Origin of the sequence: Pseudoalteromonas luteoviolacea DSM 6061 (assembly GCF_001625655.1) — a bacterium.
Taxonomy (GTDB): Bacteria; Pseudomonadota; Gammaproteobacteria; order Enterobacterales; family Alteromonadaceae; genus Pseudoalteromonas; species Pseudoalteromonas luteoviolacea.
In genome coordinates this window covers 37,165-64,064 of record NZ_AUYB01000097.1, presented here as the reverse complement: position 1 = coordinate 64,064, position 26,900 = coordinate 37,165, and the positions used below count along the sequence as shown (strand labels likewise).

Genomic DNA, 26,900 nt, shown 5'->3' with positions numbered 1-26,900 from the left:
ATGTCTTCGCATGCCACTAAGTATCTATCGATGATCTGAGGTGTAAATTCAGGCACTACCGCAGAAACCATGAGGATCTGATCGATGTTTGCAGCAACAACTTTAACGCCGTCATAAAAGTCAGGACGAGTTAGCTGTGAGCGTCGCTCTTCTACGGCCTCAATAACGCCAGCAAGGTCGCCTTCACTTACTTTGGCGCGACGAAATATGACATTATCGCCACATACTATGCTGCCTACGGTACGTCTAATATTACAGCGCAGTACTTCGCCATCTTGAGCTTCGACATCTGCATGCTGACCAAAGCGACTAACAACAGTCGCATTTTCTGTGGGGCCTAAGTTATCTGATTGCCATTGCAATTCAGCGCTTTCATTATGTTTGGCTTTAGCCAAACGCTTTTGGTGGTTGGCCTTAATCCTTCTGGATTGGCCATGACTGAGTTTTTTACGTTTTGCCATATCAATAAACTCACGAGACGAATTATTGCGAATGATTGGTGTATAAGCCATTCATAGGCTATAACTCAATAAAATTGCCCCGCTTTGTAAAAAAAAGCTTTTGGTCGAGTGATGAAGCTAATATGATATATCTAATTGCATTGGATCTAAAGGAAAGTACCGCTAAGGTAGTGTATGTCTTTTCATGAATCAAACTTGGTATGGCTCGACCTAGAGATGACAGGGCTAGAACCTAAAACAGATAAAATTCTCGAAATCGCTACGGTGATCACTGATGTTGATCTCAATGTGTTAGCGGAAGGCCCTGTAATTGCTATACATCAAAGCGATGACTTACTGGACAACATGGATGAGTGGTGTACCAACCAACACGGTCGTTCAGGTCTTACCGCTCGCTGTAAAGCGAGTACTTTTGATGAAGCTTATGCTGTTAAAGAAACACTCGATTTTTTAAAACAGTGGGTCCCACCTGGAAAATCTCCCATGTGTGGTAATTCAATTGGCCAAGATCGTCGCTTTTTACATAAGTATATGCCCGAACTAGAGGCATATTTTCATTACCGCAACTTGGATGTAAGTACCATTAAGGAACTGGCGCGTCGTTGGCGACCTGAGTTGTTGAAGGATATTCAGAAAAAAAGCTCGCATTTGGCATTGGACGATATCAAAGACTCCATCATGGAGTTGAAGGTTTATCAGCAAAAATTCTTCAAAATTTAAAAAAAGTACTTGCAAAGCTTTTCGTATCTTGTAGAATCCTGCCCCGCTTGAAAGGACAAGTTCAATATTTATTGAGATGTGTCCAGAGCGGGTATGAAGCGGCACTAGCTCAGCTGGTAGAGCGCGACCTTGCCAAGGTCGAGGTCACGAGTTCGAACCTCGTGTGCCGCTCCAATCTCTTATCTTATATTCTCTTATATCAATTCCTTATAACTATTTTCTCTATTAATCCTGATTTTTTGCATAAAAACATTGCTTATTTTTAGCGCTATGCGTAAAATACGCGCTCTTTCGGCCATATTAGTCGTTCCTTGCCTTAACCCGGCTGGCCGAAACGGGACGAGGCTATACTAACCGTAAGGAATATCCATGCGTCATTACGAAATCGTATTCATGGTTCACCCAGACCAAAGTGAGCAAGTTCCAGGTATGATCGAGCGTTATACTGGTTCTATCACTGAAGCTGGCGGTACTATCCACCGTTTAGAAGACTGGGGTCGTCGTCAACTGGCTTACCCAATCGAAAAGCTTCACAAAGCACACTATGTTCTTTTGAACGTTGAAGCGCCAACTGAAGTAATCAACGAGCTTGAAACTTCTTTCCGCTACAACGATGCAGTGCTACGTAACCTAGTTATGCGTACTAAGAACGCTGTAACTGAAGCTTCTCCTCTTGCAAAAGAAGAGAAAAAAGAAGCAGCATCTGCTTAATCGTTATTGATTCGGATTTGACTTACCTTTAGAGGTTATGGTGCAAACTCAAACTGACCTGTATACAAATCAATTTGTTTTGTCTGGGGTTGTTTGTAAAACACCGAAATATAGTCAAAGTCCTGCTGGCATCGCGCATTGTATTTTTGTTTTAGAGCACAGATCGATGCAAGTTGAAGCCGACCTTAATCGCAACAGTTATGTTCGCATTCAGGTGGTTGCCAGTGGAGATAAATTCCGAACTCAACTAGAGCATTTATACGTTGGGCAGGGGTTACAAGTCAGCGGTTTTTTAAATCGCCACGAAAGCCGGAATGGTTTAAGTCAACTTGTACTTCACGCACAACATATTGAAAGAATTAATTGAGGAAATTACTCATGGCACGTTATTTCAGACGTCGTAAGTTCTGCCGTTTCAAAGCAGAAGGCGTACAACAAATCGATTACAAAGATCTAGCTACTCTTAAAAACTATGTAACTGAAAGTGGCAAAATCGTACCTAGCCGTATCACAGGTACAAGCGCTAAGTACCAGCGTCAGCTAGCAGCAGCTATCAAGCGTGCTCGCTACCTAGCCCTTCTTCCGTACACTGACTTACACAAGTAAGCCGGCTGATTAATAGTTTTTAAAAGGTGTAGAGACATGCAAGTTATTCTACTAGACAAGATCGCTAACCTAGGTAACCTAGGTGACCAGGTTTCTGTTAAATCTGGCTTCGCACGTAACTTCTTATTCCCTAAGGGTAAAGCAGTTCCTGCAAACAAAGCTAACATCGAAACTTTCGAAGCTCGCCGCGCTGAGCTAGAAGCAAAAATCGCAGAAGAGCTAACAGCTTCTCAAGCACGTGCTGAAAAACTTGAAGCACTAGCTGAAGTTACTCTAGTTTCTAAAGCGGGTGACGAAGGTAAGCTATTCGGCTCTATCGGTACTCGTGACATCGCTGAAGCGATTTCTGCAGTAGGTGTTGAAGTAGCTAAAGCTGAAGTTCGTTTACCTCTAGGTACTATCCGTGAGACTGGCGAATTTGACGTAGCTATCCAGCTTCACTCTGACGTAACGGCAACTATTAAAGTTATCGTTATCGCAGAAGCTTAATTTATTTAAGCATAAACCGCACACCCTGTGTGCGGTTTTATCTCTCCCCTGAAAAATAACAACGACATAAATTTTCAGTGTAAAAAGTCGGTTTTTAGAACGATTGCTCACGGAAGATTCATCACACAAGTTGAAAAATTAATCTAAATCACAATATTGGGCATATAAACGTCTTATATTTTAGATAAAAATTACTCAAGTAATTGCTTGTAATAGCGTACCCATTTTATATAAGTTTGATTTGTGATAATTTAGTTAACTCTTTTGTACTAGACACTTTTTTTTGCTGGTTAATTATCATACAGTGTTATTTGTAGGTAATGACAGCGTTATCATTCAGATTAGGAGAACAATGGTTAATAGTCGTTATTTGCGTGGATTCACTTTAATTGAAGTGCTAATGGTCGTGGCATTGGTTGCTATTCTTGCAAGCATTGCATTGCCAAATTACATGGAGTATCTACGTAAAGGAAATCGTGCTGATGTACAGCAGATGATGTATCAAGAAGCCGCTAGACTAGAGCGTATTTACTCTAGAAATGGAGGCTATCCAAATACAGATATTTTTGAAATTGTACAGAAGTCAGATTATTACACATTGAGATATGTGCCACTTGGTAAGCCTGACGGTGCATTAGGTACACATAGAAACTTGGAGTTTAACCTAACCGCGACACCAAAATCTGGTAGCACTCAGGCATCGGATGTATGTGGTGTATTAACGCTCGATGAGCAAAGTAATGAGTCTTCACAGGGGCAAAATAATGATTGTTGGTAAGTCTAAAGAGCAAGGCGTAACACTGATCGAATTATTAGTATGTGTTGCTTTGGTAGCTGTATTAGCCAGTTTGGCAATGCCGTCTGTGATCACCTACATTAAACAAGATAGAGTGGACTCAAATGTTCACACCTTGAATAGTGTTTACCAATATGCGCGCAGTGAAGCAGTAAAAAGAGAGCAAACAGTTAAGCTTGTAAAGCAGGAGTCAAATTGGCTTGTGACGACCATGGTGGATGGCAGGGAAAAAACGTTACGTAAGTTTACAATTGGACACGAATCTATCTATGTCGATCTTGTAGATCGTGAGGTAAGATCAACGGGTGAGCTAAACTTTATGAGCAATATATTGGTAAGCGACAACGATAATAGCACACGAGATTATCGTCTATGTATTTTACGTAGTGGTCAAAGTTGGGTTAGTGAGGCAGCAGAAAATTGCGCGTAGTAAAGGGCTTTTCACTGATTGAAGTGATGGTATCTATTGTTATCGCCGGAGTCGCATTACTGGGACTTGCAGGTGCTCAATTAAAATCACTCCAGTTTGCGAATAACAGTTTTTATTACACGGTGGCGTTGGTCAATGGACAAAACGCCATAGAACGAATGTGGAATGAACTGTGTTATTTTGAGCATGAGGATCAAGACCTATTATTAATAAATAACCCTCGTGTTGCTAATTTACAGCCTGAAGATTCACGATTTACATTGAGTATTGAGCCGAAAATATACAATGATGCACAGTCTACTCCACTTATTTCAGAACGAAGAGACGTGGAGTTTTCAGTTAGTTGGCAAGATAGCCGAGTGAATGAGGACAGCGCTTTAAATAAGATTACTTTAGTAGCCAGTTATGTTTATGTTCCTGCTCCCGATGAAGGTCAATGTGTATTCAATAAACCAGCGAGTTAAGGGATATACCTTAATTGAGTTACTCGTTGCTATGGCTGCGGGATTGTTTTTGCTGTCTGGTGTAGCGATGTCGTATACTGCGATTAAAAGCACAGTGGTGGCGAGTAAAGAGCTATCACACGCGCAGGAAGTTGTGCGTTACACCAGCCAAGCTTTGACTCGCAGTATTAAGCAAACCAACAAGTTTCCCGAAGTCTCCAATGAGATCTCAAATAAGTTCACAGTATTGACTGTTCATCAAGGTGCAGGGATGTTGGCTTGTGATGGCAGTATTCCCAATGCTGCATACTCAGAAGTTTATACCCTGATCAGTGGCTATTTAACGTGTGATATTGGCAATGGGCCGGTTCAATTACTTAGGGGCATACAATCACTGACGTTCAAGAGTTCAGGGATCTTGGTCAGTATTTCTGTGACCCCAGAGAATATTCCAAAGCAATTTGAAACAGGTATTCAAATTGATATTGCGGCTAGCCGCTTAGTGCTTGATAAAGCCGTTTGGCGAAATCCAACTTAGGACTGACAATCGATGCAACGTTTTGTAAGACAATCAGGTTTTACTCTTGTCAAAGTCATGCTTTTAAGCACGATGGCGAGTGTGGTTGTGTTCACGTCGATGAAAGATACCTTGGTACAAGAGCGTCTGAGTGGCAACTTCCAAAAAGACCTTAATGCCAGACTTCAAGCTGAAAAAGGCGTCTTTGCTAGTGCTGATGATTTGAATGATTACATCGCGAATAACTCGGACGCTACGGCGGAACAGCTTATAGCTGCAATACCTGGGCTCAATGATGATGCTAATAGAGAATATGGCAGGGGTAAGTTTGCAACTCAGCACTCAATTGTTACGAATGCCGATGGTACTACAAGCATTGAAATTGCAAGTTTGGGCCAAAAATATGCGCTTAATGCAGCCAATAATATGGTTGCGGTTTTTACCTACACTGAAGCCGTCCTAGAGCCAACCTTTAAAAATGCGGTGACTGGCTGCAAGGGGGTAAACCTATCCGGTAGTGGCTTGGTTGACAGTTATGATTCTTCAAAAGGAACATACGATGCAACACGCTCTAGTAATGGTGATGTAAACACGGTGATTGGTGATGCCGATGTGGTGTTATCTGGTCATTCACCCATTGAAGGGGATGTAAAAGCATCGGGAATTTTATATCTAAAGGGGTCCTCTCCAGTTATTGGTGATGTGCAGTCTAATACGGGTATCGATATTTCTTATGGCGGTGGATTGCGAGTTCAAGGCAATGTATTGACACAAGGCTTTGTGACGCACCGAGGTGGTGATATTTCTGGTGTTGTACGCGCTAACGGTAACGTCGAAATGCTGTGGGGAGCCGATATTCTCAATGAACAAAAAGAAGCACTAGATATCCAATATGGTGGCACAGGTAAGTTTGAAGAGGCCACCGAGCACTCGCAAGATGGAATCAACTACTCAGCTGCGAAGTTTAATGTAAACCCTAATGTTGAAGCGGTGCGAGTGTACGACCCAACTTCTCCTGATTACGACCCCACAAACCCAGACAAAGAGTGTGATCCGCTGGCATTACCAGCGAATATGCCGAATGTGATTGATGAAAATAACAGTTATCTAGACTTCACAGTTGGTGCTCAACAGGAGTACAAATTTACGCCCCACATTGGCAACTATACAAAAGGAGGGGATGGTTCTTCGCTCAACGCGCAAGCAACGAATATCTATCTGTTTGATACCAATAAGCAGAACCACGACAGGGCAAGTACGCCAGACACTGAATATGCTTTTGGTATGAAAAATGTCAACATTGGCAGTGATGGTGTCGTTGTTATTGATGGTGGTTCAATCAAAGGCGGTGACGTAGTCTGGTTAGTTGATGGTGATTTTACCATGGGCGGAAACAGCAGGCTGATAATCAAAGAAAAGTCTAGCCTGACTATCTTTGTAACAGGTAAAGTCAACTTAGGGGCCAGCGCACAAATTGTCACTGAAAAACCTGGTATCACAGCCAGTGGTTGGGGCACGTTTAGTATTTTTTCATCGTATCAGGCTGATCCTAATGATCCGAGTCAAAAGAATAAGCCTGGCGTCAAAGTGAGTGGTACCTCTTCATTATATGCGGTTATCTATGCACCTTTAACTTCTATTTCGATGACGGGGAGTGGTCAGTTTTTTGGTACCGTTCGAGGTGCCACAATCGAAGCGCATGGTGGCAGTGGTGTACATTTTGATGAAGCATTGAAAAACCTGAAAATAGGCAGTGGCGGAACCGTAAAAACACCGGCTCAATTGAAGTTTGATGGCTGGCGATATAAACACCCTGAAGCATTTAGTAATACCGATGAAACGTCCGGCAATGCAAAGTAAAGTTTGTATTGCTGGAAGCTGTAGTGACCAATTCCTTTCTTTATTTTGGCCTCCCAAGTTAGCTAATCAAAAACTTTTTAATTCCCTTTAAACCTTTTCTGTTTCGTTTGCGTCTCATTAATTAAATAAAAACACTGCAATGGCGGGTGAATTCTCCACATAAAACATGAAAAAGTGACTGCATTAAACTTTGATTTTATTTGGTTATTGCTTTTTTTCTTGGAGAGATATGTCATCATCTTCGCCTTGTAGTAAAGGAATTTAAATATGTTGGTTGATGCACAAAACGCATTTGCAGACGATACGCTTGACGAGCTAGTGCTGCGCACTCAGCAGGGAGATCAGGTTGCTTTTGCCGCGTTGTATGAACAGTGTCATCGGCGCGTATATGCGCTGTGCTTGAGGCTACTTGCTGACCAAGCACATGCGGAAGATGCTTGCCAAGAGGTGTTTGTACAGTTGTGGCACAAAATCTCTCAGTTTAATGGGCAGTCACGTTTCACCACTTGGCTTCACAGTGTGACCTCGAATATTGCTATTAGTTATCTGCGTAAGCATAAAAACTGGCTACAAAAGGTTGTTAGCATTGAGAATAGTGGTATGGATGAAGCGGGTATAGCTTTGTGTGGGGACTTGAATGGGTTGGATAAGTTGATATTACGATTGCCTGAGCGAGCACGATTGGTGTTTGTGTTACACGCAGTTGAAGGGTACAGACACGAAGAAATTGCAACTATGCTATCGATGGCGGTTGGATCGAGTAAATCTCAGTATCACAGAGCCAAAAAGTTGTTACAGGAGTGGTATGAAAATGACTAAATCGAACTTTGACGAGTTTTTAGCGAAGGGGTTGGAGCAAAAAAACAATCCAGAACAAATGCCAGAACCTCAAAAGTCGCTTTGGCCTGGCGTTGAAAAAGCCATTAACTCCGCGCCTCACTCTAGTATTGATAGTGAAAGTCGAGCAACGCGCAGTGGGGCATGGCGAAATCTCTCTGCCATTGCTGCTTCAACACTTATTGGTATGTGCGCGGTGTATTTTAGTATGAAGCCACCAGAGCAAAACCCCGTAGTGCAAATGAGCGCTTACTTCGAACAGCAAAAGCAGACTCTACTTGTGCAGTACGGTTCTCAGCCTGCGCTGACCAATGATTGGCAAGTACAGTTGCAAGAATTAGAGCAAGCAGAACAAGCGATTAAAACGGCGCTAGAAAACGACCCCGAAAACGCCGCGTTACTGCAAATGTTGGCGCAAGTTTATCAGCAGCAATTAGATTTAATTAACCGGGTGCATCAACCCCGTTGGCAACAGATTTAGGAGAAGTAGGATGAAAGCAATTATATTGAGTTTGGCATTGTTGCCCGCAGCGGTACTGGCTGGCGAGAAAATTAATAAAGAGATTGATATTGAGCAAGATGGCAAAGTATTTATCGAAAACCAGCGTGGTAATGTCGTTATCAAAACGTGGGACAAGGGCAAATTTAAAGTTGAAGGAGAACTAGACGAAGCGGCTAAAGGCTTCAAGCTTGTCAATAATGGTAGCAAAACAGAATTTATTGTAGAGATGCCTTCTCGTGTTAAAGGGTGGGGCCGTCAACATGAAGGGTCTGAATTAACTATTTTCATGCCACGGCAAAGTGAGTTGGTGTTCGAGGGAGTCCAAGTTGATATCGAAGTGTCTCAGCTTCTGGCTGGCGCGTTTATCAAAACGGTTAATGGAGATATTAAAGCGAGCCAAATTGAAGGTAAGGTAAGGTTGGAAACCGTGAATGGCAATATTGATGGCAAGGATTTAAGCGGCCGCGTACGATATGAGACTGTCAATGGTGATATAGAGGATATGGGCTCTGCGGGAAAGTTGCGTTTTAATGCCGTAAATGGATCTATAGAGAGCAACACTTCAGCCAAAGAGATCAGGCTCGAAAATGTCAATGGAGAGGTCGAATTTGAAATCGCTGAATTACAAGAGCTTAGGTTGAATACGGTAAATGGGGAAATTGAAATCCGCACCAAGAAACTGTTGCCAAATGCAAGGATGAATCTTGAGTCTGTCAGTGGTGATGTCGATTTATATTTTCCGAAAGATCTTTCTGCGCGATTTGACATTGATGCCCATGCAGGTGGAAAAATCATTAATGAGCTAAGCAGTGACAAAGTTAAAAAAGCGAAGTATGGTCCTTCTCGTGAGCTAGAGTTTAGTATAGCAGGTGGGGATGCAGACGTTGAAATTGATACGGTCAGCGGACGTATCGCTCTGAAAAAGAATTAATTGAGCGGAACGACCTGTGTGAACAGGTTGTTCCTTTTCCTTGTATAGCTTTAGACAACTAATCAGCATTCAGTTTTTTTTGATTTAGGGTTACAATAACAAATCCACTCATTTGTTTTTGTCGTAATATGGCCAAACCTGATCAACAAGTCGATACACTAAAAGTTCCTCCACATTCAATTGAAGCAGAGCAGTCTGTTTTGGGTGGTCTGATGCTCGATAACCAAGCATTTGACCGCGTAGCAGAGCTTGTCGTTGCTCAAGACTTTTACACCCGCACACATAAACTGATCTTTGAAGCCATGACTAAACTCGTTGAGCTTGGTCAGCCAATTGATTTAATAACGATTTCTGAAAACCTTGAGAAGAATAACCAACTCGATTCTATCGGTGGTTTTGCATATTTAGCTGAAATCGCAAAAAATACCCCCAGTGCTGCCAATATTGATGCGTATGCCAGTATTGTGCGTGAAAGGGCGGTAGTAAGAGAAATGATCTCTGTTGCCAATGAAATCGCGGAGGCGGGCTTTAACCCTGAAGGTCGCACAAGTCATGACCTATTAGACCTTGCTGAAAGTAAAGTATTCAAAATTGCTGAACAACGCAGTAAGAGTACTGAAGGACCTCAAAATATTCACAGCATCTTGGAAAAAACCATAGATAAAATTGAAGAATTGTATCAGTCTCCGCAGGATGGTGTGACAGGTGTGAGTTCGGGTTATTCAGACTTAGACAAAATGACGGCGGGCTTGCAGCCTTCGGATCTAATTATCGTTGCAGCGCGTCCTTCAATGGGTAAAACGACATTTGCAATGAACTTGGCAGAGCATGCTGCGATGACACAAGACAAGCCTGTACTTATTTATTCTTTAGAGATGCCCTCCGAACAGATTATGATGAGGATGTTGGCATCACTTGGCCGCATCAACCAAACCAAAGTGAGAACCGGTCAATTAGATGATGACGACTGGGCAAGGCTCTCTTCAACTATGGGGCTGTTGATGGAAAAAGGCCAGATGTACATTGATGATGCATCAGGCCTAACGCCAACAGATGTGCGCTCGCGAGCACGCCGTATTGCACGAGACCATGGTGGTATCAGTATGATCATGGTTGACTATTTGCAGTTAATGCGAGTACCAAGTTTGTCTGACAATCGTACTCTAGAAATCGCGGAAATTTCACGCTCATTAAAAGCACTGGCAAAAGAGCTCGAATGTCCAGTTATTGCCCTTTCACAGCTAAATCGTACTCTAGAGCAACGTGCAGATAAGCGACCTGTAAACTCTGACTTGAGGGAATCGGGATCGATCGAGCAGGATGCCGACTTAATTATGTTTATCTATCGAGATGAAGTATATAACGATGATAGTCCAGATAAAGGTACTGCAGAAATAATTATAGGTAAACAGCGTAATGGTCCAATTGGTAAGGTCAGGTTAACCTTCCAAGGTCAATACTCACGTTTTGACAATTATGCTGGGCCTGCACTGGATGATGAGTATTAAGCCCAAATAAATAAGGGTATTAAAATGCGTTTAGCAACAGCCGAAATAGATATTAACGCGCTGCGACATAATTTGGCTATCGTAAAACAAATGGCGCCGTCTTCAAAAGTGATGGCGGTACTGAAAGCCAATGCCTATGGGCACGGGTTAGTGAAAATTGCGCAGTGCTTACAGGGGGCAGATGCGTTTGCTGTTGCTCGTATAGATGAGGCTTTAGCACTTAGGGCGGGCGGCCTGACAAAGCCTATTATTCTCCTAGAGGGCTTTTTTGATTCAAGTGATCTGCCTATTTTATTGGCCAATAATTTTGAGACTGTTGTTCATGATGAAAATCAGCTCGCTGCTATTGAAGCTTGCCAGTTAGAAGCACCGATATCGGTATGGCTGAAAATAGATACAGGCATGCATCGCTTAGGTATCGAGCCTGAACAATTTGAGGAGTTTTATACTCGCCTTAAACAATCTCCGAATGTTAAAGCTGATACTAAGTTGATGACCCACTTTCCTTGTGCTGACGATCTCAACAATCACTTTACCGCCCTGCAAATCGCCTCTTTTACCAAATTGGTCAAAGGTCAGAGTGACGCGCTGTGCTTGGCCAACTCCGCTGGTATTATTGGTTGGCCTGATGCGCATTTTGACTGGGTACGCTCAGGTCTCATGCTATATGGTGTATCGCCTATGCTTGATTGCGTTGGTGTCGATCATGCATTGAAGCCAGTGATGCGTCTAAAAACTCGTGTTATTGCAATTAAGCACGTTGTGTCTGGTGACCGTATAGGATATGGCGGTCGTTGGACCTGTAAAGAAGATACGACACTTGCAGTGGTTGCTATGGGTTATGGCGATGGGTATCCTCGCCATGCGAGAGAGGGGACACCTGTGGTTATTAAAGGTGAACGATACGGTATCGTAGGTAGCATATCCATGGACATGATTACCGTGGATATAGGCAGCAATGACAAGAGTATTCATGTTGGTGATGAAGTGGAAATGTGGGGGCCTAGTTTGCCCGTAGAGGAAATTGCAATTTGTGCAGACACTATTCCATATGAGCTACTCTGTAACATTACACCGCGCGTTAGCTATGACTATCAGGCTGACGGGTAACCAAAGTTAAGGGCAACTTAACAACATTTATTACTCAAGGAGCTGCCCTTGCATGGTTGCCACAACTTTGCGAGGCCCACCATGATCTCTGTGTTCGCCTAAATAGATACCTTGCCAAGTTCCAAGCTTTAAAGTGCCCTGGTAAATTGGAATTGTTACCTCACAACCCAGTGTACTGGATTTGATATGCGCTGGCATATCGTCATCGCCCTCATAATCATGTCTGTAGTAGCTTTGATTTTGTGGCACGTAGTGGTTAAAGTGGCTTTCCATATCCATTCTTACAGTAGGGTCAGCATTCTCATTTATTGTGAGACTGGCAGAGGTATGTTGAATAAATAGGTGTAATAGGCCGACTTTGTAATAGCCCAATTGAGGAAGGTGTGTGAGTAATTCATCGTCAACGAGATGAAAGCCCCGAGCTCGAGGCCTCAACGTGATTACTGTTTGGTGCCAACTCATAGTTTATCGAAGCTGACCTCTATGTTTGCGTTACCATCATCAGATGTGAATGGCATAATGATTTTTGCGCCTTCACATTTATGTGTAATGGTGTGCCCTGGTCCCGAAACAACCAATGGGGTCGCCATGTCGAAATCATAACCTTTTTCACCTAGTAGGTTTTTGGCTCCGCCAGTAACCATATTGGTGATTTCGCCTACCATGTCCGTTACTTCTTCATTAATACCGTCAGGTCTTTCACCTAGCATTCTTTCCATAATGGCCAGTGCTAAGCTTTCGTCAAAAGTAATTGAAAAAGAACCTTTGGTTTGCGGGCCAACCATACCAATTAGTCCCGACACATCTCCTCTGGCGACTTCATCTTTTTTTATCTTTGGCTTCCCTGGCGTGAGCTCAGTTTGTGCCATTGTAGCTAATACATTTATTAGTGAAGATAAAAAAGGGTTGATGAACTCAACATTCATATTATTGTTCCCTTGTTTTATTCATTGTTGCAGTCATTGTCTTAAGTGTAGTGGCTTTTTTACCAGCTGCACTACTGTTGGCACTTTTCGCAAAGCCCGTGAGCTTCAATCGTCTGTGCTTTAACTTTAAAGCCTTTTTCTGCTGATAAGTTATTCAATTCGTGAGAAATTGCACCAGAGTGCAGCTCTTGCACATGTCCACAGCTATCACAGATCAACAATTGAACTGGATGGATATGATCAAAATGGTGACACAGCATAAACGAGTTAGTGCTTTCAATTTTATGGATGAAACCAAGTTCAGCCAAAAAATCCAGCGCACGATACACGGTTGCAGGTTTAGCACTGGCCTCTGTCAATTTTAATTCTTCTAACAGATCATATGCACCTACGCCACCTTGTTTTGTCGCGAGCAATCGAAATACTTTTTCTCTAATCGGTGTAAAACGGGCTCCGCGGTTATCGCAGACCTGTTTCGCTTTACTAACAAGTAGTTCTATATTCATCTTCTAAATCCTTACACTACTTCCCAATACTAACATATTCATTTTAATAGTCTTGTATCGACAAGGATTTATTCTCAATATTCAACGGTTGAAGAGCATATTGCGTCAACCACGCCTCAAAATCAATTTTTGACATAGGTTTACCTAAAAAGTAGCCTTGACCAAAGTCACAATTCATTGCGGCCAAGGTCTCTAATTGTAGTTGTGTTTCTATACCTTCGGCGATCACTTTTATACCTAAATTATGCGACATGACGATGATCGCATTAACCAGCTGTTGCACTTGCTCACTGGTATTCATATCGAAAATAAAACTTTGATCTATTTTCAACACGTCGAATGGATATTGCCGTAAATAGTTAAGAGAGGAGTAACCTGTACCAAAGTCATCCATTGAGATGAGAATCCCCAGTTGGTGTAGCTCAAACAGGGCATCTCTGACGAGCTCATCGCCACTGAGTAATACGCCTTCGGTAATTTCTAGTTCTAGTAGAGCAGTGTCGATTTTAAACTCACTGATTAAGTGGCTTATGGTATTAACTAAACTGGGGTCTTTGAATTGCCTTGGCGATAAGTTAACCGCGATACGAAAAGGTGTGCTCAGAGTTATTTGCAAGTTGTGGATCTGCTTGATTGCCGTTTCTAAAACAAATTGTCCTAGCTCTATGATGTAACCCGTTTGCTCGGCAAGTGGTATAAACTCGCCAGGCGATATCCACCCTAATTCATCATCATGCCAGCGCAGCAACGCTTCGGCGCCTACGACATATTGGCTGCTCAAATCATATTGAGGTTGAAAATAGACCTCAAACTGTTCATTGGTTAACGCCAAACGCATTTTCTCTTCAAGCATTAAGCGCCTATTTAAATCTTGGCTCATGCTTTCGGTGAAAAATGAAAAGGTGTTACGACCAAGTTGTTTTGCACTGTACATAGCTGAGTCAGCTTTGCGTAGCAATTCATTCGGGGTTGTCGCGTCATTTGGAAACACAGCTAAGCCCAAGCTTAGGGAAATTGTAAAAGAACGATCGTCTATTTCAAAAGGTGAACGAAAAAGATGTACCAACTTAGTTGCGATGGCGGATATGTGATGCTGATCGGTGATATCTCCGAGCAAAACAATAAACTCGTCTCCTCCAAGCCGAGCCACAGTGTCGTGTTTGCGCAAGGCGTTTTTCAAAATTGTGGCTGAGTGCACCAATAGTTTATCGCCCACCTCATGGCCCATTGAGTCGTTTACTTTTTTAAAATCATCTAGATCGATAAACCCAACCGCTATTAACTGTTGATTTCGCTTAGCTTCATGGATCATCTGCTGAAGCCTATCAAGCGCGAGAAAACGATTTGGTAATTGGGTCAATGTATCGTAAAAAGCATGATGTAATATCACCTCTTCTTGGCGTTTTTTATCCGTAATATCACGCACTGCGACGACCAATTTATGGGATTCGGGAATGGCACTTAGGCGCGCTTCAAAGTGCTTTATAACATCGTCGGCGTCGATTCGGTATTCAATTTGGGTGAGCTGCCCGCTTTGCTCTGTGGCTGAAATTGCTTTGGTAAAATGCTTCGCCGCATGAGCGGGCAAAACATCAATGAGTTTTTGACCTATAAATGGCATTTTTGGAATATTCATTGTGCCGTTACTGCCATAATGGCATTCCAAAATCTTACCTGTTTTGTCCACAATAAAGAAAATATCCGGTAGCGCTGAAAAAATGCCTTCTAACACACTTTGCTTTTCCAGAGCGCTTTGCTGAGCTTGATTTTTTTGCTCAAACCCTTGTTGCAGTGTATTTGAAGCACTGTGCAAATTGTCTGACAGTCGCTTTAACTCACCACTCCCGGTTACATGGGTCGCATGGTTGAACTTAAAATCGGCTAGCCGATCACTGAGTTCGAGCAAAACAGCAATGGGTTTGTGAATAAAGTGATAGCTGATGGTAATTGCCAGTAGGGAAATCGCCAGTACCGCAGCAATAACAATCCACACGTTGTGATTGTAGTGTGTATACAGGTTGTTTATTTTCTCAGACAATGAATATTGAGTGACTATAAGGAAAGGTCGGGAGTTGGCGTTATCATCTTGGGCACCTGCATGATGAATTTTTCCGAAACTAGTGAAAAGCGCATGCTGTGTGTTATACAAATGCTTTATTGGAACTTCTTTTGAGAGCCCAACCAGATTATTTGAGATTCTGGGAAATAGCGTCAACGCATTTGCCCCAATTTGATTAGGCGTTGAACTATACAAAATGTTCAACTGCTTATCGGTGACGATGACTTGCGAAAACTGCTGAACATGCAATGTGCTTGTGATAATACTGCTAAGTGTTGATATTTGTGGTGCTACTTCAAGGCTTTTTATGGTGTGGGACAGCGTTGTTGATAAATGTGCTTGAGTATCCTCTATCAAAAAGTCCTTCTTCACCTGAAAGCTAAATAGGATCAACGACAGTGCGAAAATTGCAGCACAGCATGTAGAGATCAAGGTTAGCCAAAATTTGAGGTTTATAGAACGCGCTTTATCCATTATTAGTCCTTCAGCACTCAGTTAGTGACCAGCGATACTCTCTATCACTTAATCATTAGTCCTTTAATTTGCTACTGTTGAATGTGCGTATACACTCCTGTTAGAACAATAACACCAGCTAAACGCTCGCTAACAATGTTTCTGTGCTGGCTACCTTCGAGCTAAGTATAGTTTAAATCACAAGATGTGAGCGGGAGAATCGTCAAAGCAAACCCCATGAGTGTGTTGTTGTGTGTTGCCGGTTGCTTAGTAATGGGCTGATGGTGTGTACAATTAGCTTATCAAAAAGATTGATTAAGCGTTTTATATTCATGAGTTAGATGGCTCTATTTATCAGTCAAAAAGAATTCATACTGAGCCTATATGGTTATTATACGAGCCAATGCAACGATACTGTCTTGATGTACGTGTTCCTATTTGTATTGATTGGTGTAATGGCGGGTAATTTACCCCATTTGGCGAATTGGGTAGTGTTCATAAGGAAAACACAATAAACCTCTGTGTTGTTCGGTGTCAAAAATTAAGTCAATGTTAATTTTAAGTAATTTTGATTTATTTTTTTGTTTTGTGTGTTAGCATCATAAACACAGTATTTTTTAAAAAAAAGAATATTCAGTATTCTAGGTATTGTATTTTGTAGTCTAGTTGTCGTGCCTGCGTGAGTAGTATTTTCTTTTATTGGGCCTACATTAAGTTTTTGTTATTTATTTCTTTTTTGTGGGTTTTGGCGCAGTTTTTTAACTAAATTCAATTCGAATTTTAGTTGATCAGCCATGTTAATTTACAACTTAAACGCCCTTACTGGTGACCAAACAAGGTAGTGCACAGTTCGGTTTGTTCGTTGTGAATTTTGAATTGATTATATTTATTCAATTTTAATGGTTAAAGCTAGGATTGCGAACAAGTACCTAATTGCGAAACCTCCAACTTAGTACGTCGACCTAGCTCTTAACTGAGAGATCAATTAATCACTCTTGTTGCGGGCATGGCATGAAAACAGACTTAGTGACTGCATTAGTTACATTGGCAAAAACGCGTGGCGACGATACCGCTTTTCATTACTTTTTCTCTGACGACCAACCTGGTAAAACGCTTTCTTATCAACAATTAGATTATCGCGCTCGGCAAATCGCCGCGCAGCTTAGCCTTCACTTTGAAAAAGGTGATAGAGCTCTATTACTTTATAATTCTGGATTTGAATTTGTTGAGGCATTCTTCGCTTGTTTGTATGCGGGTGTCGTCGCAGTACCTGTTTATCCTCCTAAAAAAAATCAGAACATAGCGCGATTGAGGAGCATTATTTTTGATGCAGGTGCGAAAGGGGTATTAACAAGCGAAAAAGTCAATGCCATAGCGAGGCCACTATTTGAAGCCGAAACAAGCCTCAACAATTTGGCATTATTTGCAACAGACTCGATACAAAATGAGGTTCCAAAAAACTGGCAGGTGTCGCAAGCTGAACCCCATGAATTGGCATTTTTGCAGTATACCTCAGGTTCTACAGGCGCACCCAAAGGAGTGATGGTAAGTCATGGCAACATTGTAGATAACGAAGAAATGATGAAAGTGGCATTTGGCCATGATGAAAGCACTCCGATTGTGAGTTGGCTACCTCATTTTCATGATATGGGTCTCATTTTTGGAATATTGCAACCTGTTTATATTGGCGCCACTGCTTGCTTGATGAACCCTACCTACTTTTTACAAAAGCCGTTTCGCTGGTTAAAACTCTTGAGTGAATTTAAAGGAGTAACATCCAGTGCCCCCAACTTTGCCTATGACTTATGTGTTGATACGATAACGGAAGCGCAACTAGCTGAATTGGATTTATCTCATTGGCAATCGGCGTTAAATGGTGCAGAGCCAGTCAGAGCAAGCACGTTAGAGCGCTTTTATCAGAAGTTTAAACAATGCGGTTTTCGCCGGGAAAGCCTAGCCCCTTGCTATGGTATGGCTGAAACCACCCTATTTGCTACGGGTGGTAACATTCTTGAAAAGCCAACGATACTTTGCCTCGATAGTAAAGTCATGTTGCAAAACCGTGCACAGGTAAAGACGTCACCCGCAGATGCTGCATTTATCAATGATGGTGATTATTACTACGCCGTTTCAAGTGGCCATAGTTGGCAAAATCACCAGATTACAATTGCTTGTCCTGAGACTAAGCAGCGTTGTTTAGATGGAGAAATTGGCGAGATTTGGGTAAAAGGAAATAGTGTTGCAAAGGGATACTGGAACAAACCAGAACTAAGCACAGAAATTTTTGATGCGTATATCGCAGGGGAAGAAGATGGGCCTTATTTACGCACTGGAGATCTTGGCTTTTTACACCATCAAGAGCTATTTGTGACGGGCCGCTCTAAAGATGTGTTGATCTTTAGAGGAAAAAACTACTACCCACAAGACATTGAACTTTCGGTCAGTGAGTCTGACCCCGCACTTGATGCAAATGGCGGCGCCGCATTTTCCATTACTGTGGGCGACGAAGAGCGTCTAGTGATTGTGCAACAAGTTAAACGCACAGCAATCCGAAAGCTAGACGCAGAAAGCGTTTTTGCCAATATCACTGCCGCAATTGTCGAGCAGCATGGCATTACACCTTATGACGTTTTATTGATAAAGCCTGGTCGAGTATGCAAAACCTCCAGTGGTAAAATCCAACGCCAAGAAAACAGAAAACAATACCTTGAAGCACGTTTTGAACCTTTGGCAGCGCACAAGGATAAAGAAGAAGTCAAAACACAAAAGCCCGCTGAGTCAACTGGCAATTCAAGCGATAGTCAACAGGTACGTTTGTTAAAGGCCTGCGCGCTGCTGCAGCAAGTTATTGCGTCAGAAGTGGGGGTCGAAGCTGCGTCATTGGAGCTAGATGCTTCCTTTTTGTCTTTGGGTGTGGACTCGATGAAAGCTGTACGTATTTCTGGCGAACTGATGGAGCTACACGGTATTGAGCTGGAGTCGACCGTTTTGTACGAGTATCCAAGCATCAACCAGCTAGCGGAGTATTTATGCCAATTTGAAGAAGTATGTAAAGCGCTGGATGGCGTCACAGAGGTGCGATTAAATACATCAGTTCAAACTGGAGAGCGTGGTACTACGCAGGGCGCAATGCCTGCAAATCAAGCTCCTTACCAAGAAAACTCGAAGGCACAGTCGAATGACATTGCTGTGATTGGTATGGCATGTCGTTACCCACATGCAGAAAATACAGAAGCATTATGGCAGTTACTTGAGTCGGGCAGTGACGCCATTTCATTACCTAGCGAGACACGCAAAGCGTTAGGACAGGACATTAATAGTGAGCGGTTTGGTGGATATCTGTCTGAAATAGAGCTTTTTGACCATGCATTATTTGGTATTGCACCCAGTGAAGCCAGCCATATTGACCCCCAGCAAAGGTTGTTGTTAGAAAATAGCTATCATGCAATTCAATCAGCTGGGTATGTGCCCTCTACGTTAGCTGGCCAGCGGGTTGGTGTGTATGTCGGGATCTCGCAAAGCGATTACTTTTCACTTTCTCAACAAAGTCAAAAAAGCCACGCTTACCTTGGTACAGGCACAGCGTTAAGTATTGCTGCAAATCGATTATCGTATTTTTATAATTTTACCGGTCCAAGTCTTGCAATCGATACGGCATGCTCTTCTTCACTGGTTGCACTGCACCATGCCATGCAGGCGGTTCGTTCAGGTCAAATTCCTATGGCTATGGTGAGCGGCGTCAATTTGATCCTGAGCGATGAAGTAAGCGCAGCATGTGATAACGCGCAGATGCTGGCCAATGATGGTCGATGCAAAACGTTTTCAGCGCATGCAAATGGATATGTGCGAAGTGAGGGCGTCGGTACAGTATTGTTGAAGCCTTTAAAGCAGGCCTTGCAAGACCATGATGTGATTTATGGTGTGCTCAAAGGTAGTGCGGTGAATCAAGATGGTCGCAGCAATGGGATTACAGCGCCAAATGGGCGCGCGCAGCAGGATGTAATTCGTGCGGCACTCGACAGTGCACAGGTTTCGCCGCAGCAAGTGCAATACGTAGAAGCACATGGAACAGGCACTGAGCTTGGTGATCCAATTGAAGTATCGGCACTTCAGCAGGTATATGGTGAAAAAAGACAAGGAGAAGCGCTTTGGGTTGGCTCTGTTAAGGCCAATATAGGACACCTTGAGTCTGCTGCTGGGCTGGCTGGCTTAATAAAAACACTACTGTGTTTTGAGCATCAACAAGTCCCCCCCCAGCGTTACGTGGGCAAGCTCAATCCGCATATCGCTTGGGATAAGTTTTCAATAAAAGTACCCAGCACACTCGCCTCTTGGCCAAAGCCAGTAAATAGCGCAGCAATTGCAGGCCTGAGTTCGTTTGGTTTTGGTGGCACCAACGCACATGTGATTTGTGCATCTGCACCTGTGAATAAGCACGAGCACGCGGTACTTTGCCAAGATCCACCATTTTATGTCTTGCCATTGAGTGCGAAAACAGCAAGTTCGCTGGCAAGGTTGGCCAAGCGTTATGGAGAACGTTTAGCAGACGCCGATAAACAAACGTTTAATACTCTAGTTTACAACTGTGCTGACAGCCTCCCTTCCACAGGAGTAAAGCAAGCTTTTTATGGTACCTGTAAAGAAGACCTACTGCAGCATTTACACTCTTTAAATGACCCTGCCAAACTCGAGAAACAAGGGAAGAGCATATTTAATGGCTCTGCGCCTAAAGTTGTGTTTTTATTTACCGGCCAAGGGGCGCAGTATCCAGATATGGGTAAATCCCTTTATGATACCCAAGCGGTTTTCAAGGCTGCAATTGAAGAATGCGATACGTTACTGAGCGAGCATTTTGAGGAGCGCTTGCTAGATGTTTTATACCAAGGTGACAAAGCGGGCTTGATACATCAAGCCCGCTGGGCACAATTGAGTGTATTCGCAGTTGAGTATGCTTTGGCAAAATTGTGGCAAAGTTTAGGCATCGAACCTGATTTACTGATCAGTCATAGCGTTGGTGAATATGCTGCGGCATGTATCGCTGAAGTTATGTCGTTACCAGCGTGTATTGAATTGTTGGCGGCACGCGCAGAGTTGATGCAACAACTCCCGGCGCAAGGGACAATGGTCGCGGCGCGGTGTTCCAGTGAGTTTGCGCAGCAACTTATTCAACCTTTTACGGCAGAGGCTGCTATTTCGGCATATCATGGTGAAGCCGGTGTGGTATTTTCTGGCAGTGACCAAGCGATGGGTACAATTTGCCAAGCGCTTGAACAAAGCAAGATCCGGTTTAAGAGCCTAAATACCGCACGTGCATTCCATTCACCATTAATGGAACCAGTATTACCTCAATTTTCTCAAGTAGCTGATAAAGTCACTTTTAATCAGCCTAAATACAAGTTCGTATCTTCTCAAACAGGGGAGGTAGAGCATACAGCATTAACTACTGCCAATTATTGGGTAGAGCAAATTGTTCAGCCCGTTCGATTTGCATCATGTATAAATGAGTTAAGTGCATTAGAGTCCTTTGTCACTTTGGAAATGGGACCAAAACCAATTCTAAATGCGCTGCTTCAAGAAAACCTACCACGTGTTGATGCACTGTATTTAAATGTTTTAAATGCAGTTGGAAGTGACAACGAAAGATTAGCTGCAGATGTGGCGAGCTTGTGTGAAGTCGGTTACAAGTTGAATTGGCAGCACATCTATCAGGTGTTGCAAGATTTACAGCTACCTAGAGTGCCACTACCACTTTATCCTTTTGAGCCTTCTCGTCATTGGATCTCTGATGCAAAGCAAAAATCAGTTAAGCAAACACCAGCATCATCGACGGCAGGTTTTGAGTCCGCGGATGAAGATACACGGCGAGCCGCCATCTTAGAGTTTGTACTTGATACATTAGCCAATGAACTTGGGATGCTTGCTACGCAAATCGACACTCGCATGCCGCTGCTAGAGATGGGTGTTGATTCGTTGATGATAATGCGCGCCGTCCGCACTTATGAGAAACAGTTTGATTTGGAATTTAGTGTTAGACAGTTTTATGAAGAATTGAGCTGCGTTGAGTTATTAGTTGAGCATGTTATTGAACACAGTGACTATCTGAAAGTATCAACTGTGGTTGCTCAGCCCCAACACACGGCAGCAGCAACTTACAATGAATTAAACGAGTTAAAACAGCCTCACCAAACAGAGCAAGGGCTAATTGCCGCTATTTGTCATGCGCAGCTTCAAGCTGCGGCATCGATTACCAACGAAATTGCAAGGCTGGGAGTAGAAACTGTAACCGCACAGCAATTACGGTGGCTGACTAATCAGGCAACCAGCGATCATGATTTGGTTAAGTCTCAAGACGAAATGCCGATACTGCAAAAGAGCAATACATCGCCAGCGGCCAGCAAACAGCCTACTCAGACTATTTTACCTGGGTTTCAACAAAAGCAGCTTCAGGCTGTAACTAGCTCTTTTGAAGTTAAGACGCACGCCACAACACTTTGTGAACATTACTGCGAAAAAACGTCGAGTTCAAAGCAGTTAGTGGCTGCCCATCGTAAGCACCTAGCCGATTGTCGTGCTTCGGCTGGATTTCGTTTATCGAGCAAGGAAATGCTCTACCCAGTCTTTGCCAAGCGTTGTGAAGGTTCACGGATCTGGGATATAGACGACAACGAGTACATAGATATTACGATGGACTTTGGGGTCAATTTATTTGGCCATAAGCCAGAGTTTGTGAATGCTGCACTGGTGGCACAGTTGGACAATGGAATGCAGCTTGGACTCGCTAGCCCTGCGGCATGCGAAGTGGCTGAACTCGTCGTAGAGTTAACTGGACTGGAACGCGTAACGTTCTGTAACTCGGGTACAGAGGCAGTCATGACAGCGGTGCGATTAGCGAGAAACAAAACAAAGCGAGATCGCATTGTACAATTTTCAGGGTCTTATCATGGGCATTACGATGGTACGCTTGCGACCCATGCACCTGATGGTTCCGGAGTAGAGCCGATGTGCTCAGGTGTTCAAGCTGGTGCAATAAGCGGTAATCTGGTGTTAGATTATGGCGAACAATCGGCTTTAGCGCAGATCCGTGAACACGCTGAGTGTATTGCTGCAGTTTTAGTAGAGCCGGTACAAAGCCGCCACCCTGCTTTACAGCCTTTTGCCTTTGTAAAGCAGCTTCGAGAATTAACGAAGGAACTGGGTATCGCGTTAATCTTTGATGAAATGATCACTGGGTTTCGTGCACACCCTGGAGGTGTTCAAGCGCTGCTTGGGATCCAAGCTGACATGGCCACCTACGGGAAAATTGTCGGAGGAGGATTGCCAATCGGTGTGGTCGCTGGTAGCGCGGAATACTTGGATGGTATTGATGGTGGTAATTGGCAATATGGCGATAACTCATATCCGCAAGCGGACACAACATTTTTCGCTGGGACGTTCTGTAAGCACCCGTTAAGTATGGTCAGTGCGGCTGCGGTGCTCAAGGAAATTAAGCGTCAAGGGCCGCAGTTACAGGCACAATTGGCACAAAAAACTACATACCTGCAAACCACACTCAATGACTTTTTCACCCAGCATGGCATTCCTATTGGCGTCGAGTCATACACATCTCTGTTTCGCTTTACCTTTGCACAAAATCTCGATGTTTTCTTTTATGAATTACTTAATCGTGGCGTATTCATTTGGGAAGGCCGCAATTGTTTCATCAGCGCAGCGCACAGCGATGCAGATATTGAGGCGATAATTGCAGCTGTTAAGGCCAGTGCATTGGCGTTAAAAAACGCAGGTTATTTTAGCAATGAGCAAGCGTTACCAGAACAGAGGTCGCGTAACACCGCTTTTGCACTGACGGAGGCACAACAACAGTTGCTGGCCTTGGCAATGCGTTCAGAGCAGGGGGCTTTAGCGTATCATTTACAGGCGAGCGTTAAACTAAGTGGCATGGTCAATATTGACCAGCTAAGCCATGCTGTTGACCGCGTGATTGCTGAATTTTCGATACTGAGTTTAGGTGTTGATATTGATGCATTGACTCACACGGAGCGTCCAGCGCCGCGATTAGAGGTCATAACATCATTGCGTCTCAATGAGGCAGAAGCGTTGCAGCAGTTAACGCAGTGGCGCTATGCTCCATTTGACTTTGAACATCAAGCATTGTGCCGCTTTGCTATCGTGCAAGCTGAAGAAGAACAGCATTATTTGAGCATTGTTGCACATCATATTGTCAGTGATGGCTTATCTCTACAGCTCATTATCGACAGAATCGCAGCCCACTATAATGATGATGCTGAGGAGTGTGAAGATCTTCCACAGTACGCAGACTACGCATTTGAGCTGGCTGCCTACCGGCAATCTAAGCTGTATCGAGCAGATCAAGAGTTTTGGATAGATAACCTAGCCGACAGTGAAGCACTGGTTTTACCAACGCAGCAACAGACTTTCGAGCAAAATGGTTATGGAGTTAAGCAACTCAGTTTGCGGATCCCTCCAACAGTCATTGCTAATATATCGGCACTTGCTAAGTCACAAAGCTGTGGTCTGTTTGCTACGTTATTGGCGGGATACGTGGTGTGGTTGCATAAGTTGAGTCAGCAACAAGTGATAGCTGTAAACGTACCAGTATCTGCGCGTCAACTATTGGCCAAGCAATATGACGTGGAATTATTGGACCAAAAATTGGTAGGGTATTGCACCAATATGATGCCATTGGTTGTGCGTGTTTTGCCACAAAGCACTTTTGCAGATGTCATCAAACAAGTTCAATCTCAAATGTTACATGGACTAGATCACGCTAACTTCCCTTATTCTGCACTGACAAATCAAAATCTTATTTTGCCCACGACCGTTTTTAATTTAGATAGAGTGACTCAATTTCCACAATTTCACGGTGTTGAGCTGAGCCCTGTCAGTACCCACACGCGTTACGGTCACTTTGATCTAAACTGTAATATTCTTAACGTCGGTGACAATTGGCTATTAGAACTTGATTTTAACAGTGACAAGTTTGATGAAGTTATGATGCAAAGCTATGCACAGGCATGGCTTTCGACACTTGCTAAAGCGCAGCCAGAACAAGTGTTATCTAGCACCGCATACGCCCTGCTAAATGAGGATGCACAGCGTATGTTGGTGACTGAGCAAATTGCAAAATTGCACAGTGAACAGTCAGGCATAACATTACTCGATATGATTGAAGAGCAAGTGTTTACTTCTGCTAAACGCATTGCAGTTCAGGATTCGGATTTACAGTTGAGCTATGAGGTTTTACACCAACGTTCAAATCAGCTAGCCCACTATTTAATTCAGCAAGGAATCAGTAGTGAGAGTCTTGTCGCTGTGGCGATGATGCGTAGTTGTGAGTTGCTGGTAACGTTGTTGGCCATACTCAAAACAGGTGCCGCGTACTTACCATTGGATTTAACTTTTCCTCAAGCGCGAGTCAGAGATATTGTGACAGATTCTCAGACCGATTTAGTACTCTGTGACGCGCAGTGTAGCAGCATTCAAGAAATGCTTAGCAACGGTTGTCCTTGTATCAATTTAGACAGTGAATCAGAGTCGATTTGTGCTTGCAATGACACCGTGCCAAGTCGCAGTGTCGCACCGCAACAACGTGCCTATGTTATTTATACTTCGGGCTCAAGTGGTCGACCCAAGGGCGTTGAGATACGCCACGATGCATTGGCAAACTTCCTACAATCAATGGCTCGCATGCCTAGGGTGCAAAGTGCAGACAGAATGCTGGCTGTAACTACCGTTGCTTTTGATATTGCGGCACTTGAATTGTACTTGCCGTTGGTATGTGGTGCGTTTGTCTATATTGCTGATGACGTTGTGTGTAGTGATCCTTTGGCGATTACTGAACTGTTGGATACCGAGCAGATTACGATAATGCAGGCGACGCCAACATTGTGGCGTATGTTATTAAAAGCTTCTGCGAGTAGTGTCTCGGGATTGAAGCTACTAACTGGCGGCGAGCCCTTGGAGCCAAATTTGGCTGAGACTATGCTGCGCCATAGTGCACATGTGTTTAACATGTACGGGCCAACCGAGACCACCATATGGTCGAGTGTGGAACAAATCACTGATGCCAATGATATTTGTATTGGGCACGGGATAGACAACACAGCATTGTTTGTGATGCCTGAGCAAGCCGAATGTGACAGCTTACCATTGCCTGTAGGTGTTTGGGGAGAGCTTTGGATTGGTGGAGTGGGTCTCGCGAATGGTTACTTAAATCGCGCAGAACTAACACAGCAAAGTTTTATTACTCAGCACTTTGAAGGTTCACCAATAAGACTTTACAAAACGGGTGATAGAGCTCGCAGGTTACCTGATGGCCGTTTCCAGCTTCAAGGCCGATTAGACAACCAAGTTAAATTACATGGTCACCGCATTGAGCTTGGTGAAATTGAATATCAAATTCGCAAACTCATTGGCAGTGATGACGTTCGGGTCTTGGTTAAGCAAGATCACGAGGGAGCTGCGAGTTTGTGTGCTTATTGTATCGAACATGGTGAGCTTAAAGTTCAGTGGAGCTACGGCGCAATTCGCCAGCACCTATTGATGAAACTGCCAAGCTATATGGTGCCTGAGTATATTAGCTGGATAGAGACCTGGCCTCTAACCCCAAATGGCAAGCTAGACCTTAAAGCGCTCACTTTACCGCAAATAGAGGTGACTCCAACAGACGTACTACGCCTCCCTGAAACGCCCGAGGAAACTCAATTACATGCATTTTTTAGCGCATTACTACCGATAGAAAAACTCAGTACAGACGTGAGCTTTTTTGACTGCGGAGGCAATTCAGTACTTGCTATGCAGTTGATATCTAGAGTGAACCAGTGTTTTTCGGTGCGTTGCACTGTGGCGGATGTCTTTGAATATCCAAGCATTCAATCCTTGGCGAAACGCCTTATTGAAATTGGCAAAGGTAATACATCAAGTAACCCTCAGGTAGAGATAGTAAGCGATATAGTCAGTGGCCGAGATATTAGCGCCGCTTTTGATGATCAATCCATGACAGAGATGGACTTGTAGA

21 protein-coding genes and 1 tRNA gene are annotated in these 26,900 nt (G+C 43.4%); 17 read left to right on the top strand and 5 right to left on the bottom strand.

Features of this window, described 5'->3' with window-relative positions; all coding sequences use genetic code 11:
- Positions 1-461, bottom strand: a 461-nt coding sequence (rsgA, locus tag N475_RS08725) for a GTPase RsgA (protein WP_155732555.1), incomplete at its 3' end; no start/stop codon positions are given.
- A gap of 174 nt (positions 462-635) precedes the next feature.
- Here rsgA and orn point away from each other — a divergent pair.
- The 16 genes from orn (at position 636) to alr (ending at position 11,921) form a co-directional block, all read left to right on the top strand.
- The gene (gene orn, locus N475_RS08720; RefSeq protein WP_063356820.1) at positions 636-1,181 is read left to right on the top strand and encodes an oligoribonuclease; all 546 of its coding nucleotides are present in this window, start codon (positions 636-638) and stop codon (positions 1,179-1,181) included.
- Positions 1,182-1,279: 98 nt separating this feature from the next.
- A tRNA-Gly gene (locus N475_RS08715) sits at positions 1,280-1,355 on the top strand.
- Between the two features lie 195 nt (positions 1,356-1,550).
- Positions 1,551-1,892: a 30S ribosomal protein S6 gene (rpsF, locus tag N475_RS08710; RefSeq protein ID WP_023400735.1), complete on the top strand. Its 342-nt coding sequence runs from the start codon at positions 1,551-1,553 to the stop codon at positions 1,890-1,892.
- 37 nt (positions 1,893-1,929) lie between these two features.
- Positions 1,930-2,259: a primosomal replication protein N gene (gene priB / locus N475_RS08705; protein WP_063356302.1), complete on the top strand. Its 330-nt coding sequence runs from the start codon at positions 1,930-1,932 to the stop codon at positions 2,257-2,259.
- 11 nt (positions 2,260-2,270) lie between these two features.
- Complete coding sequence (gene rpsR, locus N475_RS08700; protein WP_005493466.1) at positions 2,271-2,498, top strand: 30S ribosomal protein S18; 228 nt, start codon at positions 2,271-2,273, stop codon at positions 2,496-2,498.
- A gap of 36 nt (positions 2,499-2,534) precedes the next feature.
- Complete coding sequence (gene rplI, locus N475_RS08695) at positions 2,535-2,987, top strand: 50S ribosomal protein L9 (RefSeq protein ID WP_063356303.1); 453 nt, start codon at positions 2,535-2,537, stop codon at positions 2,985-2,987.
- Positions 2,988-3,339: 352 nt separating this feature from the next.
- The gene (locus N475_RS08690) at positions 3,340-3,765 is read left to right on the top strand and encodes a type IV pilin protein (RefSeq protein WP_063356304.1); all 426 of its coding nucleotides are present in this window, start codon (positions 3,340-3,342) and stop codon (positions 3,763-3,765) included.
- Positions 3,752-4,213, top strand: coding sequence for a GspH/FimT family pseudopilin (locus tag N475_RS08685; RefSeq protein ID WP_063356305.1), 462 nt, complete (start codon positions 3,752-3,754; stop codon positions 4,211-4,213). The genes N475_RS08690 and N475_RS08685 overlap by 14 nt, the downstream gene beginning before the upstream one ends.
- A complete protein-coding gene (locus tag N475_RS08680; RefSeq protein ID WP_063356306.1) occupies positions 4,204-4,677 on the top strand; it encodes a type IV pilus modification PilV family protein in 474 nt (157 codons plus the stop codon). The genes N475_RS08685 and N475_RS08680 overlap by 10 nt, the downstream gene beginning before the upstream one ends.
- Positions 4,619-5,194, top strand: a complete 576-nt coding sequence (locus N475_RS08675) for a PilW family protein (protein ID WP_248846346.1) — start codon at positions 4,619-4,621, stop codon at positions 5,192-5,194. Before N475_RS08680 ends, N475_RS08675 begins: the two co-directional genes overlap by 59 nt.
- A 12-nt stretch (positions 5,195-5,206) precedes the next feature.
- Complete coding sequence (locus N475_RS08670) at positions 5,207-7,033, top strand: DUF7305 domain-containing protein (protein WP_063356308.1); 1,827 nt, start codon at positions 5,207-5,209, stop codon at positions 7,031-7,033.
- A 267-nt stretch (positions 7,034-7,300) separates the two neighbouring features.
- On the top strand, positions 7,301-7,852 hold the full coding sequence (locus N475_RS08665; protein ID WP_063356309.1) for an RNA polymerase sigma factor: 552 nt from the start codon (positions 7,301-7,303) through the stop codon (positions 7,850-7,852).
- A complete protein-coding gene (locus tag N475_RS08660) occupies positions 7,839-8,351 on the top strand; it encodes a hypothetical protein (RefSeq protein ID WP_227008471.1) in 513 nt (170 codons plus the stop codon). The genes N475_RS08665 and N475_RS08660 overlap by 14 nt, the downstream gene beginning before the upstream one ends.
- A gap of 10 nt (positions 8,352-8,361) precedes the next feature.
- On the top strand, positions 8,362-9,303 hold the full coding sequence (locus N475_RS08655) for a DUF4097 family beta strand repeat-containing protein (RefSeq protein ID WP_063356310.1): 942 nt from the start codon (positions 8,362-8,364) through the stop codon (positions 9,301-9,303).
- Positions 9,304-9,431: 128 nt separating this feature from the next.
- Positions 9,432-10,811, top strand: coding sequence for a replicative DNA helicase (gene dnaB, locus N475_RS08650; RefSeq protein ID WP_063356311.1), 1,380 nt, complete (start codon positions 9,432-9,434; stop codon positions 10,809-10,811).
- Between the two features lie 24 nt (positions 10,812-10,835).
- Positions 10,836-11,921: an alanine racemase gene (gene alr, locus N475_RS08645; protein WP_063356312.1), complete on the top strand. Its 1,086-nt coding sequence runs from the start codon at positions 10,836-10,838 to the stop codon at positions 11,919-11,921.
- 30 nt (positions 11,922-11,951) lie between these two features.
- On the opposite strand, the gene N475_RS08640 is transcribed toward alr, so the two are convergent.
- From N475_RS08640 to N475_RS08625, 4 genes are all read right to left on the bottom strand, one after another.
- Complete coding sequence (locus N475_RS08640) at positions 11,952-12,383, bottom strand: secondary thiamine-phosphate synthase enzyme YjbQ (RefSeq protein ID WP_063356313.1); 432 nt, start codon at positions 12,381-12,383, stop codon at positions 11,952-11,954.
- A complete protein-coding gene (locus N475_RS08635) occupies positions 12,380-12,847 on the bottom strand; it encodes a chemotaxis protein CheX (protein ID WP_063356314.1) in 468 nt (155 codons plus the stop codon). Before N475_RS08635 ends, N475_RS08640 begins: the two co-directional genes overlap by 4 nt.
- A gap of 71 nt (positions 12,848-12,918) precedes the next feature.
- Positions 12,919-13,353 carry a zinc uptake transcriptional repressor Zur gene (gene zur / locus N475_RS08630; RefSeq protein WP_063356315.1) on the bottom strand — a complete coding sequence of 145 codons (435 nt, stop codon included), beginning with the start codon at positions 13,351-13,353 and terminating at the stop codon, positions 12,919-12,921.
- 43 nt (positions 13,354-13,396) lie between these two features.
- Positions 13,397-15,886: a putative bifunctional diguanylate cyclase/phosphodiesterase gene (locus N475_RS08625; RefSeq protein WP_081215874.1), complete on the bottom strand. Its 2,490-nt coding sequence runs from the start codon at positions 15,884-15,886 to the stop codon at positions 13,397-13,399.
- A gap of 990 nt (positions 15,887-16,876) precedes the next feature.
- Between N475_RS08625 and N475_RS08620 the strand changes: the two genes are divergently transcribed.
- A complete protein-coding gene (locus N475_RS08620; RefSeq protein WP_063365065.1) occupies positions 16,877-26,899 on the top strand; it encodes a hybrid non-ribosomal peptide synthetase/type I polyketide synthase in 10,023 nt (3,340 codons plus the stop codon).
- Position 26,900: the final 1 nt, after the last annotated feature.